This is a genomic window from Methylobacterium sp. R2-1, assembly GCF_014191355.1.
Classification (GTDB): domain Bacteria; phylum Pseudomonadota; class Alphaproteobacteria; order Rhizobiales; family Beijerinckiaceae; genus Methylobacterium.
In genome coordinates this window covers 111,858-124,388 of record NZ_JACHWM010000015.1, presented here as the reverse complement: position 1 = coordinate 124,388, position 12,531 = coordinate 111,858, and the positions used below count along the sequence as shown (strand labels likewise).

The 12,531-nt window shown below is 68.0% G+C and carries 15 protein-coding genes; 4 read left to right on the top strand and 11 right to left on the bottom strand.

Annotated elements, in window-relative coordinates; all coding sequences use genetic code 11:
* Position 1: 1 nt before the first annotated feature.
* The 5 genes from FHU13_RS20815 to fliN form a co-directional block, all read right to left on the bottom strand.
* Positions 2 to 703, bottom strand: coding sequence for a response regulator transcription factor (locus tag FHU13_RS20815; protein ID WP_183437747.1), 702 nt, complete (start codon positions 701 to 703; stop codon positions 2 to 4).
* A gap of 279 nt (positions 704 to 982) precedes the next feature.
* Positions 983 to 1,429, bottom strand: coding sequence for a hypothetical protein (locus tag FHU13_RS20810; RefSeq protein ID WP_183437746.1), 447 nt, complete (start codon positions 1,427 to 1,429; stop codon positions 983 to 985).
* The gene (gene flhB / locus FHU13_RS20805; protein ID WP_183437745.1) at positions 1,426 to 2,490 is read right to left on the bottom strand and encodes a flagellar biosynthesis protein FlhB; all 1,065 of its coding nucleotides are present in this window, start codon (positions 2,488 to 2,490) and stop codon (positions 1,426 to 1,428) included. The genes FHU13_RS20810 and flhB overlap by 4 nt, the downstream gene beginning before the upstream one ends.
* A gap of 37 nt (positions 2,491 to 2,527) precedes the next feature.
* On the bottom strand, positions 2,528 to 3,607 hold the full coding sequence (locus FHU13_RS20800; RefSeq protein WP_183437802.1) for a flagellar motor switch protein FliG: 1,080 nt from the start codon (positions 3,605 to 3,607) through the stop codon (positions 2,528 to 2,530).
* A 37-nt stretch (positions 3,608 to 3,644) separates the two neighbouring features.
* Entirely contained in the window at positions 3,645 to 3,971 is a 327-nt protein-coding gene (gene fliN, locus FHU13_RS20795) for a flagellar motor switch protein FliN (protein ID WP_183437744.1), read from the bottom strand.
* 203 nt (positions 3,972 to 4,174) lie between these two features.
* On the opposite strand from fliN, the gene FHU13_RS20790 reads away from it, so the two are divergent.
* Entirely contained in the window at positions 4,175 to 4,459 is a 285-nt protein-coding gene (locus tag FHU13_RS20790; protein WP_183437743.1) for a PepSY domain-containing protein, read from the top strand.
* A 13-nt stretch (positions 4,460 to 4,472) separates the two neighbouring features.
* On the opposite strand, the gene FHU13_RS20785 is transcribed toward FHU13_RS20790, so the two are convergent.
* From FHU13_RS20785 to motA, 3 genes are read right to left on the bottom strand one after another with little or no spacing between them, the layout of a single operon-like run.
* Complete coding sequence (locus FHU13_RS20785; RefSeq protein ID WP_183437742.1) at positions 4,473 to 4,769, bottom strand: hypothetical protein; 297 nt, start codon at positions 4,767 to 4,769, stop codon at positions 4,473 to 4,475.
* On the bottom strand, positions 4,753 to 5,751 hold the full coding sequence (locus FHU13_RS20780) for a flagellar motor switch protein FliM (protein ID WP_183437741.1): 999 nt from the start codon (positions 5,749 to 5,751) through the stop codon (positions 4,753 to 4,755). The genes FHU13_RS20785 and FHU13_RS20780 overlap by 17 nt, the downstream gene beginning before the upstream one ends.
* A gap of 12 nt (positions 5,752 to 5,763) precedes the next feature.
* Entirely contained in the window at positions 5,764 to 6,639 is an 876-nt protein-coding gene (motA, locus tag FHU13_RS20775; RefSeq protein WP_108938689.1) for a flagellar motor stator protein MotA, read from the bottom strand.
* Positions 6,640 to 6,939: 300 nt separating this feature from the next.
* Here motA and hslV point away from each other — a divergent pair, with 300 nt between their 5' ends.
* The 3 genes from hslV (at position 6,940) to FHU13_RS20760 (ending at position 9,834) form a co-directional block, all read left to right on the top strand.
* On the top strand, positions 6,940 to 7,500 hold the full coding sequence (gene hslV / locus FHU13_RS20770) for an ATP-dependent protease subunit HslV (RefSeq protein WP_183437740.1): 561 nt from the start codon (positions 6,940 to 6,942) through the stop codon (positions 7,498 to 7,500).
* A gap of 115 nt (positions 7,501 to 7,615) precedes the next feature.
* Positions 7,616 to 8,929 carry an ATP-dependent protease ATPase subunit HslU gene (gene hslU / locus FHU13_RS20765; RefSeq protein ID WP_183437739.1) on the top strand — a complete coding sequence of 438 codons (1,314 nt, stop codon included), beginning with the start codon at positions 7,616 to 7,618 and terminating at the stop codon, positions 8,927 to 8,929.
* 2 nt (positions 8,930 to 8,931) lie between these two features.
* Positions 8,932 to 9,834 (top strand): EamA family transporter, encoded by a 903-nt coding sequence (locus tag FHU13_RS20760; protein ID WP_183437738.1) that lies wholly within the window; start codon positions 8,932 to 8,934, stop codon positions 9,832 to 9,834.
* A gap of 33 nt (positions 9,835 to 9,867) precedes the next feature.
* On the opposite strand, the gene FHU13_RS20755 is transcribed toward FHU13_RS20760, so the two are convergent.
* The 3 genes from FHU13_RS20755 to FHU13_RS20745 all read right to left on the bottom strand — a co-directional run bounded on the left by FHU13_RS20755 (position 9,868) and on the right by FHU13_RS20745 (position 12,357).
* Positions 9,868 to 10,929 carry an MBL fold metallo-hydrolase gene (locus FHU13_RS20755; RefSeq protein WP_183437737.1) on the bottom strand — a complete coding sequence of 354 codons (1,062 nt, stop codon included), beginning with the start codon at positions 10,927 to 10,929 and terminating at the stop codon, positions 9,868 to 9,870.
* A 49-nt stretch (positions 10,930 to 10,978) separates the two neighbouring features.
* Positions 10,979 to 11,188: a hypothetical protein gene (locus tag FHU13_RS20750; protein ID WP_312889624.1), complete on the bottom strand. Its 210-nt coding sequence runs from the start codon at positions 11,186 to 11,188 to the stop codon at positions 10,979 to 10,981.
* A gap of 83 nt (positions 11,189 to 11,271) precedes the next feature.
* Positions 11,272 to 12,357, bottom strand: a complete 1,086-nt coding sequence (locus tag FHU13_RS20745; RefSeq protein WP_183437736.1) for an aromatic ring-hydroxylating dioxygenase subunit alpha — start codon at positions 12,355 to 12,357, stop codon at positions 11,272 to 11,274.
* Between the last annotated feature and the right edge of the window lie 174 nt (positions 12,358 to 12,531).

Here is a 12,531-nt window from a genome sequence, read left to right as displayed (position 1 = left end):
CTCAACCGACGTAGGTGTAACCCATGTACCGCTTGGCCTCGATCGGGTCGTGGCCGAGCCGCTCGGAGAGCTTCTTGCGCAGCTTGCTCACATGGCCCTCGATCACACTCTCCTCGACGCCATTGCTGTAGACGCCGTAGACTACATTGAAGACCTGGGTCTTAGTGAGCCGACGCCCGCGATTGCGCACGAGATATTCGAGGATGTGCCGCTCCCGACGAGGCAGGGACAGCGGCACGCCATCGATCTCGGGGTCGCGCCCGTCGTGGAAGACCTTGAGCCGGTCCGGCGTCTTGGCCTCGCTCGCGCTCTCACCCTCCGCCTCGCCCTGTTGAACGGCGCCATTGACCCGGCGCCAGATCGCCTCGGACCGGGCCAGGATCTCACGGACATGAACAGGCTTGGGAAGCACGTCGTCGATGCCGGCTTCCAGCAGTTCGACGGTCTGCTCCAGGGAGCGGAGGTCGGCCAGCGCGATGATCGGGGCGCGGGACTGCTTGCGGATCACGCTCGCGCATTTCGCCCGCTCCTCGAAATCACCGAGGAGGAAGCCTTGGATCGCTTCGAGATCGCTTCGCGAGGCCGCCTGGAGCCAGCCCAGGAACTCCTCGGGCATGAGCGCGAACGAGGAGATCCCCTCGCGCTCGAAGCTGGCCTTGTAACCCGCGTTCACGGAATCGCGCGGATCGACCAGGAAGTACATCGACGACCATCCCCCTGACCCAGCCGGATCGCCCCGGCCTTGCGCTGCGATCTGAGCAGGTTTTGGGCACCTTCGGGAGACATTGCCATGTCCTCCGCGAGGCGTCGAGACGCAGCGTTGATCCCGTCATGTAGCGTGGCAGCGAGGGGGTCAATCAGCGGAATGTACAATTCCATACATGGACAGAAATTTGTCCCCGGCGCGCGCTCTGCATCCCTGACGGGTGCCCGGTCGGCCTCTCGGCCGGGGCGCCTCTTCAAGGCGGTTCGCGCGTCGCCGTCAGGCGTGTCCAACCCGAGCCTGGCTGACGGCGTGGGCGAAGCCTTCGAGAGAGAGCGCCGCCATATCCTCTGCGACGATGCGCTGGATCGCGACGCCCGCAAACACCTCGTCGAGGACCAGCTTGAAGAATACGGTCATCGGCTCGGCCGCGAATTCGAGGTCGAGGACCACCTGCATCGAGCGGCCCCAATCGAGGCACACGTCGGCCGCGTCGGCGTAGGTCAGCACCGATTCCTTGAAGAACAGTTCGGCGGAGGAGGAGACGATGTCGGCGATATTGCCGTGCCGCTCGCCGCGGATCCAGCCGATCAGGACACCGCCGTCCAGCAGGCACAGTTCGCCGATGAAGTCGCGCAGCGCCTCCGCGAAGATCTGTTCGGCGGCCGCATAGGTATGCGGGACGGCGGATGGCCCTGGCGCGAAACGTTGGACCTGAGGGGTCATCGAGCTCTCGCGAAGAGGAAGAAAAGGATCTGCGCCACGGCGCGGTAAAATTCTGCCGGAATCGTCTGATCGACCTGCACAGCATCGTACAGCGACCTTGCGAGAGGCTTGTCCTCGATCACGGCAATGCCTTTTTCCTCGGCGATCGCGCGGATGCGCAGGGCGATGAGATCCTGCCCCTTGGCGAGCACGAGGGGGGCCGGGTTCTCGGAGGGCTCGTATCGCAAAGCCACGGCGAAGTGGGTAGGGTTGGCGATCACCACGGTGGCCCGATCGACGTTGGCGAGCATCCGGTTGCGGGCGCGGTCCTGGGCGAGCGAGCGCAGCCGCGCCTTGACCGACGGATCGCCCTCGGTCTGCTTGTGTTCGTCCTTGATATCCTGGCGCGACATCCTGAGCGAGCGCTGCCAGCGCAGCCGCGCCCAGACGAGGTCGCCCGCCACGATGACGATGGTGGCGATCGCCACCGCCGAGACGAGTCGGATCGAGACCGTCAGGATCAGTTCGGGCAGTTGGCTCGGATCGACGAACATGGCGTTCACGGCTCTTGTCCGCTCCGAGCGAAGGAGCAGAAGGGCGACGACACTGACCGACAGGAATTTAACGACGGATTTCAGGAACTCGACTTGACCTGAAGTTCCGAAGATTCGCGTGAAGCCCGCCATTGGCGAGACCCGCGACCATTTCGGGGTGATCCGGTCGAGGACGAGGCGCGGCAGGTTCTGGAGGAGCGAGGCCGCGAGGCTGCACACCGCCAGGATCAGCAGGATCGGCAGGAGGAAACGGCCCGCCGCCATCGCCACGCGGCTCAGGAGCAGCATCGCGTCGCCGCCTGTCTCCAGGGAGAAGCCGCGCGGGTCGTCGAGGATCGGCGCGAAATCGCCCGCGAGCTGCACCGCCTGCCCCCGCGCGAACAGAGCCAGAGCGATCAGCAGGCCCAGCGTCGAGGCGAAGACCGGTGCCTCGCGTGAGAAGGGGATGTCGCCCTTCTCGATCGCTTCGCGGACACGCCGCTCCGTGGCGGCTTCGGTCTTGCTCTCGTGGTCGGTCTCCTCCGCCACGCATCAGCCCCGCTGGCGAGCGCGAACGGGGCACCGATCAGCGGATGAGCGCGTCATCCTCGCCTCCCGGGTTGATCTCGATCTCCCCGCGCCCGGCCATGTCCATGGCCAGATCCGTGATGGAGCGGCGCGCCTCCATGACGTCGCGCTGCGCCGCCGGCTCACCGCCGTTCAGCTCGTGCTCGACCATGCGGCGCACGCGCGCCGAGAGGGCGCTGAGCACCGTGGTGCGGAACTCGACGTCCGTCCCCTTCAGGGCCAGCACCAGCCGGTCGTTGGGGACAGCGTCGAACAGGGTGGTGCGCGCGCGCGGTGCCAGTTTGACGATGTCGTCGAAGGTGAAGAGCAGACCCTTGAGGATCTCCACCGACTTCGGACGCGACTCGCCGAGGCTGGAGAGCACGTCGTCCATCTGCTGGCGCTCCATCTTGTTGATGATGTCGGCCATCTTGGCGTGCGTGTCGGCGCCGGAATTGCGCGCGCCGTTGATCATGAAGTCCTCGTGCAGCGTCTTCTCGATGCTGTGCAGCACGTCGTCGACGATCGGCTTGAAGTTCAGCATCCGCCGCATCACGGTGTTGCGTAAGGGCGCCGGCAGGTGGCCCATCACCTTGGCGGCGGTGGCGGGCTTCACCTTGGACAGGATCAGCGCCGCAGTCTGGGGATGCTCCTTGACGAGGTAACTCGCCAGCACGCTCTCCTGAACGGTGCCGAGCCGCTCCCAGACCGAGCGAGTGGCGTTGCCGCGCACATCCGCGAGAATGTCGGCGATCTGGTCGGCCGGCAGCAGGCCGCTGAGCAGCTTCTCCACCTCGTTGGCGGTGCCGATCAGGCTGTTGCCGGCGGAGAACTCGGCGGAGAAGGTCTCCACCACCGTGTCGAGCTGCTCGGGGCTGACCGCCCCGAGATTCGAGGCCGAGCGGGTGATGCGCTTGAGCTCGTCCGGCTCGAAATACTTGATGAGCCGCCCTGCCGCGGGCTTGCCCATAGCGAGCAGCAGCGCCGCGACTTGGTCGACGGGGTCGAGCCGCCGGCCCGCCACTACGCGCGTCGTGACGGCGCCCGCGGGCACGACGTCCGGGGGGACGGGGCTCGATGCAAGAGGGCTCGATGCCAGAGGACTCGATGACATGGCGGCCCGCTCTCGCCCAGGCTCAGCTGTTCTGGTCGGCGGCGGAGGGGCCGACCACCTCGGTCAGCGACACGCCGAAGCGGGAATTGTCCTCCTCGACGATCACGATCTCGCCGCGGGCGATGACACGGCCGTTGACCATCACATCCACGGGCTCGCCGACGCGGTGATCGAGTGGGACGACGGCGCCGCGCCCGAGCTTCATCAGGTCGGCCACCGGCATGGACGCCGAACCGAGCACGACCTGCATCAGCACCGGGATGCGCAGGATCGAATCGAGGTTGCGCCCGTCGCCGACGCGGGGCTCGGTGCCGGCGAGATCGGTATCGGGGAAGGGGGTGCTGCTCATCGCTCGGGCTCGTCGGGTCCGCTTGGGCGTGATGACGGTCTAGCCGGCTTGGCTGACGCGAGGCTGTCGCCGGAGATCCGAAAAAGCACGCGTGTCACGCGGTGCCAGTCCCGGCTGACATTTCGCTGACGGCGGCCGTCAGTGTCGCGGGGCCGCGCGGTGACATCAGGAGGCATCACGACACGAAAACCGGAGCGAACACCGTGAACACCCTCAAGACCGTCCTCGCCGCCGCCCTGGCCGCCACTCTGAATGCCGGCCTCGCCGCCGCGCCGGCCCGGGCCGACGCGCCCGGGAAAGACTGGATGCCGATCGACCAAGTCCTGACCAAGTTGTCCGAGGCCGGGTACGGCTCGGTGCGCAGCATCGAGGCCGATGACGGCGTGTGGAAGACCAAGGTCAGCCGCGACGGCCGGACCATCAAGGTTCAGCTCGATCCGCGGACCGGCGCCATCGTCGAGAAGGCCGGCAAGCCCAGCGACGACTGAGGCAGACGCCGCCTCAGGGCTTCTCCGAGCGTGCCGCAACGAGGGCCGCCCGCGACGCCTCCAGTTCGGCGAGCGCCGCCCGCGCCTCCTCGATCTTGAGGCTCAGCGCATCCAGCACCTCGCGGCCCTCCTCCTTGAAGGAGCGCACCGCCTCGCCGGCCTGCGTCAAGGCCACGCCGGAGGCGGCGACCGCCGCGCCGTACTCGGCCTGCGTCCGGTCGAGGCGCTTGAGCTTGAGGTACATCGGCACCACGCAGGCGCTCGTGGCCACGAGTGCGACGAGGAGTATGCCGTCAACCAAGGAGCCCATGGGCGCCCTCCTTCTCCGGACTGATCGCGTCCTCGACCCGCAGGACGTAGGTGCCCTGCGACTGCCCAGCCCGGCACCAGAACAGCGGCCGGTCGTTGCCCTCGAGCTTGACCCGAGTGGCGGGCGTGGCGTCGAGGGTGAGCACCTGCCCGACCTTGAGCCCGGCGATCTCGCCGAGTGTCAGGTGACGCTCTTCGAGAACGGCCCGCAGGCGCACGGTCGTCTTCTGCACCTCCGCGGCAATCTGCTCGGCCCAGCGCGGGTCGCGGGCCGACGACTCGCCGGTGAGCACCTTGCCGAGTGCCGGACGCAGCGGGTTCAGCACCGTCTGCGGGATGATGAGGAACATCTCGCCGCCGCGGTTGAGGGCCTGGAGCAGGAACCTGGCCTGAACCGCCTTGTTGGAGCGCCGGCCGATCACCGCGAACTCCATCCGTGTCTCGGTGCGCTCCAGGCGGAAGCTCGTCTGCGAGACGAGGCCGAAGGAGGATTCCAGCGCCTTGCCGACCTGCTCGAACACCATCTGCGCGATGCGCAACTCGATCGCGGAGAAGGTGCGCTCGTCCTCCACCGGCGGCTCGGAGCCGTCGGAGCCGAACAGCACCTCGGTCATGGTGTAGATGAAGTCGCGGTCGAGCCCGACGAGGACGTGCCCGTCCCAGCCCGGCGCGTGGAAGATGCCGACCACGGCATTGGCGTCGTAGCTGTCGAGGAACTCGCCGAAGCGTCCGCTCTCGACCCCGTTCAGCGAGTAGAAGGTCGAGGAGGCGGCCAGGTGCTTGGCCGCGTCGCTGCAGGCGGTGGCGAGGCGGTCGAACACCACGCTGAGCATCGGCAGCCGGTCGAGCGACAGGCCGCCGGCCTCCTGGATGCGGGTGCGGATGTCGGCCGCAGGCTTGGCCGCCGTCACGAAGGGCGGGAGAACCGAGGAGAACTCGGGCTCGGTCTCGGGCACAGCGTCGGAGGTCTGGGTCTCATCCATCTCAGACTGACCTTAAGCCGCGGCCGGTTCGGCGCGGGCGCCGGGCACGGTGGCGCTCTCGACCTCGTCGATCGTCGGGCGGTCGGAGCCGGCGATGCCCTTGCGGCCGTGCTCGATCGCGACCTGGGGCAGCGCGCCGTTCATGTAGGCGATCAGGCTCTGCTTCACGATGGTGTAGACGCTGCACTGCTTCTCGCGCACGCCCTTGATCTTCACGGCGAGCGGGGCAAGCATCCCATAGGAGGCGAACACGCCGATGAAGGTGCCGACGAGCGCGGCGCCGATCAGGCCGCCGAGGATCTGCGGCGACTGGTCGAGTGCGCCCATCGCCTTCACGATGCCGAGCACCGCCGCGACGATGCCGAGCGCCGGCAGCGCCTCCGCCACGGTGTTGATCGCGGCGTAGGGCTTGAGCTTGTACTTCTTATGGGTGCCGATCTCTTCCTCCATCAGCGCCTCGATCTCGTGCGAGCGGGCGTTGCCGATGAGGATCAGGCGGCAATAGTCGCAGATGAACAGAACCAGGTCCTGGTCCTTGGTCACCTCGGGATAGTTCTTGAAGATCTCGGAATTCGCCGGATCGTCGAAATGCGTCTCGACCTCGTTGCGCGGCTTGGTCTTCAGCTCGCGCATCAGGGCGTGCAGCAGACCGAGCAGCGAGAGGAAGTCCTGGCGCTTCGGCCCCTTGTTGGTGAAGGCCTCCATCGTCGCCTTGCCGGAATCCATCACGGTCTTCATCGGGTTGGCGATGACGAAGGTGCCCGCCGCCATCCCGAAGATGATGACGAACTCCCAGGGCTGCCAGATCACGATCAGATGCCCGCCCATGGCGACGAAGCCGCCGAGCATGCAGCCGATCGCGATGACGAGGCCGACGAGGATTCCCATGGGGAGGCTCCGGGGGACACCTTTGCGGGGAGGGTTGCCGACGCGCGGCGGCCCTTTGTTCGAGCCAATAGGGAGGGTGGCTTGCGCGGAGCTTTTTGGGGCGATGCGGCGCCCCGTCTTGGAGCCGGGCGTGTGAGCGCATAACTGAGGCTCATGACACGTGGCGATGCTCCCGACCGATGGTCGGGGTCATCGCGTCCGGCGGACGCCCGCCGCCTCGCATTCGCGAGGACAGCCGACGATGGGTAGCCCTCATTCTCGGCTGGCATCTCAGCTCTTTCTAAGAACCGGAGCGCCTCCTTGGCCCAGACCGACGATCGCCTGCCGCAAATGCACGCCACCACGATCCTGATGGTCCGCAAAGGGGGACGGGTGGTGATCGGCGGCGACGGCCAGGTCAGCCTTGGCCAGACCATCGTGAAGGGCAATGCCCGCAAGGTCCGGCGGCTCGCCAAGGGCAGTGTGATCGGCGGCTTCGCGGGCGCGACGGCGGATGCATTCACCCTGTTCGAGCGGCTGGAGGCCAAGCTCGAGCAGTATCCCGGCCAGCTCACCCGCGCCTGCGTCGAGCTCACCAAGGACTGGCGCACCGATCGGTATCTGCGCCGCCTGGAAGCGATGATGCTGGTGGCCGACAAGGAGGTCAGCCTGCTGCTCTCCGGCTCCGGCGACGTGCTGGAACCCGAGACCGGCGTGATGGCGATCGGGTCGGGCGGCAATTTCGCCCTTTCGGCCGCCCGCGCGCTGGAGGACGGTGGTCTCGATGCCGAGGCGATCGTGCGCAAGGCGATGAAGATCGCTGCCGAGATCTGCGTCTACACCAACGGCAACCTCGTCATCGAATCCCTCGACGCGGCCTGAAGCGCCGGCGCTCTGGAAAGCCGGGCTTTGCCCCCTTAGATCGTCCTTCGGAGGCGGCTCCGCGCGCCCCGCGCCGCGCCCCACCAAGTCCCGAAAAATCGGCCGCAGGAGCCCGATGACCACCTTCTCTCCCCGCGAGATCGTCTCCGAGCTCGATCGCTTCATCGTCGGCCAGAAGGACGCCAAGCGTGCCGTCGCCATCGCGCTGCGCAACCGCTGGCGCCGCCAGCAGCTCAAGGGGCCGCTGCGGGATGAGGTGGCGCCGAAGAACATCCTGATGATCGGGCCGACCGGCTGCGGCAAGACCGAGATCGCGCGCCGCCTCGCGCGCTTGGCCGGCGCACCCTTCCTCAAGATCGAAGCGACCAAATTCACTGAGGTCGGCTATGTCGGCCGCGACGTGGAGCAGATCGTGCGCGATCTCGTCGAGGTCGGCATCGGCCTGACGCGGGAGGAGAAGCGCAAAGCGGTCAAGGCCAAGGCGGAGGCCGCCGCCGAGTCGCGTATCCTCGACGCGCTCGTCGGCCCCACCGCAAGCCAGGCGACCCGCGAGAGCTTCCGCAAGAAGCTGCGGGCCAGCGAACTCGACGACAAGGAAGTCGAGATCGAACTTGCCCCCAGTGGCTCGCAGGGCTTGCCCATGTTCGAGATTCCCGGGATGCCGGGCGCTTCGATGGGCGCGATCAACATCTCCGACATGCTCGGCAAGGCGCTCGGCGGCCAGCGCGGCAAGCCGCGCCGCATCACGGTCGCCGACGCCTACGCGCCGCTGATCGCCGAGGAGAGCGACAAGCTCGTGGACGACGACGCGCTGATCCGCGAGGCGATCCGCGAGGTCGAGGATAACGGCATCGTCTTCCTCGACGAGATCGACAAGATCTGCGCCCGCGAGGGCCGCTCCGGCGCCGACGTATCCCGCGAGGGCGTGCAGCGCGACCTGCTGCCCCTGATCGAGGGCACGACGGTGGCGACCAAGCACGGGCCGGTGAAGACCGACCACATCCTGTTCATCGCCTCCGGCGCCTTCCACGTCTCGAAGCCGTCCGACCTCCTGCCGGAGTTGCAGGGCCGCCTTCCGATCCGCGTCGAGCTGCAGCCGCTCACCGTCGAGGACTTCAAGCAGATCCTGACCGCGACGGAGGCGAGCCTGATCAAGCAGACGGTGGCGCTGATGGAGACGGAGGGCGTCACCCTCGACTTCAGCGAGGACGCGATCGACGCGCTTGCCCGCGTCGCCGTGGAGGTGAACGGCTCGGTGGAGAATATCGGCGCCCGCCGCCTGCAAACGGTGCTGGAACGGGTGATCGACGAGATCTCCTTCACCGCCACCGACCGCTCCGGCGAGACGGTGCCGATCGACGCGGGCTACGTGCGCGAGCGGGTCGCGGATCTCGCTGCCAACACGGATCTCAGCCGTTTCATCCTCTGACCGTGCGGGCGCGGTCCGGGGCGTCCGACGTCGTCCTGCCCATCCTCGCCCTGTTGGCCGGGATGATCTCGATCCAGAGCGGCGCGGCGCTCGCCAAGAGTCTGTTTCCCATCGTGGGCGCAACGGGCGTCACGGCATTGCGCGTCGGCTTCTCGGCGTTGATCCTGCTCGCGGTCTGGCGGCCGTGGCGCCGCAGCCCGGAGCGGGGGGAGATCGGGGCGATCGTGCTTTACGGCGCGGCGCTCGGGCTGATGAACCTGCTGTTCTATCTGGCGCTGCGCACGATCCCGCTCGGGATCGCGGTCGCCATCGAGTTCACCGGACCGCTCGCCGTGGCGCTGGCAGGCTCGCGCCGCGGGCTCGACTTTGCCTGGATCGGTCTTGCCGTGCTCGGGCTCGGCCTGCTGCTGCCGCTCGGCGAGACGGCCCCCCTCGACCCGACGGGCACGGCTTTGGCTCTCGGCGCGGGCCTGTGCTGGGCCGCCTACATCGTCTTCGGCCAGCGCGCCGGCCGAGCCGGTGGTGGGCGGGCGGTGTCCCTCGGCATGACGGTCGCCGCCCTCGTGGTCACGCCGGTGGGACTCACGGAGGCCGGCGCGGACCTGTTCACGGCCACCACCCTCACCATGGGCCTCGTCATCGCCGTGCTGTCGAGCGCCCTGCCCTACTCGCTCGAAATGTTCGCCCTCACCCGTCTGCCACGTCCGGCCTTCGGCGTGCTGATGAGCCTCGAACCGGCCGTCGCCGCACTCGCAGCCCTTGCCTTCCTCGACGAACGGCTGACCGCGGTGCAGGTGGGTGCCATCGGCTGCATCGTGGCCGCTTCGGCGGGGATCACGCTGGCGAACCGCGCATCCGGCAAGAAGTCCGGCAAGAGGCCGCCGGAACGGGATGCAACCGGGTGAATGCGTCGGCGCCGATCAGACGATCGGCGGCCCCTACCCTTCCCAGATCTGACCCGGCCGCAATGCCAGGAACCGCTCCGGCGGCAGCGCGGCCGCCGTCAGCGCCTCGGCCAGTGCCTCGATGGGCCGCTCGATGCCCTCGTCGGTGAGCTTGAAGGTGCCCCAATGGTGGCCGAGCGCCTGATCGGCGCCGAGCAGGGTCAGGGCCTCCACCGCGTCGGCCGGGTTCATGTGCTGCGGCTGCATGAACCAGCGCGGCTCGTAGGCGCCGATCGGCAGGGTCGCGAGTCGTGGTGGCCCAAACCGGGCGCGGATTTCGCGGAAGATCGCGCCGTCACCGAGTCCGGTATCGCCGACATGGTAGTGAACCCCGCGCGGCGTCGTGAGGAGGAAGGCACACCACAGCGCCATGCGCCGATCGTTGAGTCCGCGGGCCGACCAGTGGTTGGCGGGCGTCAGATGGGCGGTGATGCCGGCACCGAGATCGACCGACTCGCCCCAGTCGCGGGTCTCGACATGCATGGTCTCGTCGTAGCCGCGCAGGATCGCGTCGTTGCCGAGGGGCGCCACGATCAACGGCTGGTGGTCCTGCCAGAGCCGGGCGAGTGTCGGCCCGTCGAGATGGTCGTAGTGGTTGTGAGTGATCAGCACCGCGTCGATGGGCGGCAGGTCGGCATAGGCTATTCCCGGCGGATTGACCCGCTTCGGCCCGGCGAAGCGGACCGGGCTCGCGCGCCGGGCAAAGACCGGATCGACCAGGATGTTGCGGCCCGCGACCTGGAACAGGTAGCTCGCATGGCCGATCAGCACGACGCGGAAGCCGTCCACCCGCTCCGGCGGCCTGTCCGCCGGGAACGGGCTCGGAAAGCTGGCCGGCCAGGCCTCGGGCTTGCCGGTCCGGCGCCACCGGGCGAGGTCGGAAAGCGACTTGTCCGGCGGCTGGTTCGCGGCGTGGAAGCGCAGACCGTCGAAATGGTCGCTCGTGGGACCGCGGTAATAGGGATTTCTGCCCCGGCGATGGGCGGCGTAGCCGACGCCGCCAAGGGTCATCACCGTGGCCGCGCTGACGACCGTGAGCAGGCCACGCTTCTTCATACGGCCAAGATGGCCCGCTCGGTCCGCGGTTCAAGCGCGGCGCAGAGCCTCAGGACAGGCTTGCGCCCGGTCCCACGACCGAGACGAGTGCGTCGGCGAGGTTGCGAATCTTCTCCCGAGCCTGCCGCTCCACCTCGTCGCGGGGAAGGTCTTGCGTGGCGACGATCACGGTACCGTTGATGCGGCCATGTTCGGATAACAGGGTGAAGTTGAACCGGCCGGACCGGCTCCGGCGGATGACGTAGTGCAACCTCGGCACCGGATACTCCCTCGCTCAACTCAAGCGATACGCATCGCTACGATGCTGGGACCGGAAAAGTTTCAGGCGATGGCTTCACAACCTCACGAGCGCCAGCGCAATTCCTGGTGAACGAGAGGGTTGGCGAAGGGTCTGCCCTCGCGTGCCGCCTCCAGGGCCTCGCGCTTGAGGCGGAAGTACCATTGCGAGGGCAGATCACCCTGTCCGAGCAGCACCATGGTCGGTTTGCGGTCGAGCCCGGCCTGCGCATGCTGCAGCACCTGCTGATCCTGTGTCAGGAACTGGCGCATCATCGGTCGGGCGACCGGCTTCAGGAGGTTGAGCGCCGGCATGCTCCAGTAGAGCGCGTTCGTCAGCATCGTGCGGTTGGGACTCATGGGCGTGGCGAAGGTGTAGTTCGCCACCCGCTTCGTGCCCGCCTTGATCCGCTCCAGCCGCACGCCGGGCAGGCGGAATTCGATCTCGACCTCTGGTACGCCGCCGAGCAGGCGGTAGACCGGCGAACTCGTCGTGGTCGCGTGGCTCGTCATGACGAAGCCGTGCGGCACGGGCTGGAAGGTCTTCACCTTCTCCCGCAGCTCCTTGGAGGGCCTGAACCACCACGTGTCGTGGACGAAGGCGACGTGGCCGGGATCGACGAGGCTCAGCGTCGTGAGATCGAACGAGGCCTCGACCTCAAGTTCCAGCACGAGGCAGCCCGCGGGCTCGAAGTCGAGGCTGGGCACGGCCGGCACGGCACCCGGGTCGGACGGCCCGAGATGCGGGTTCACCCAGAGGAAGCCCGCGCTCTCGACGATGGGGAAGCGCTGCACGGCGATGCGCGAGAAATCCGAGGCGTCGTGCTCGGACAGTGTCGGCACGTCGCGGCAGCGCCCGTCGGTGCCGAAGCGCCAGCCGTGGAACGGGCACATCAGCGTGTCGCCGTCGAACTTGCCCTTGGACAGGGCCATGCCGCGGTGGGGGCAGCGGTCACGCAGCGCGAACAGGGCGCCGTCCCTGGCCCGGCCGACGACGACCTGCTCGCCGTTAAGCGCGACCGCCCGCATCTTTCCGCCCGCGATCGCCGAGGCTTGGCCGACGCAGTACCACGCGTTCGGCAGCGGCTCACGCATGGCACGCGGGTCGAGGGCATCGTCGGCGGAGACGCGCGGGGCGGCGGCGGAAGACATCGTTTTTATGGGCTGACCGATGCTGACGGGCGCTCTCTTTAGGCTCCTCTCCGCCCGTCGGCCAGCGCCGCGCATGTCGCCGCGTTGTGCACCGCGGCGAGACAACGCACCGGATCAGCTGGCAGGGGCCTTTCGCGCGGCGGAAATCCTCCCTACCTTGGGCTCACCCGCAAC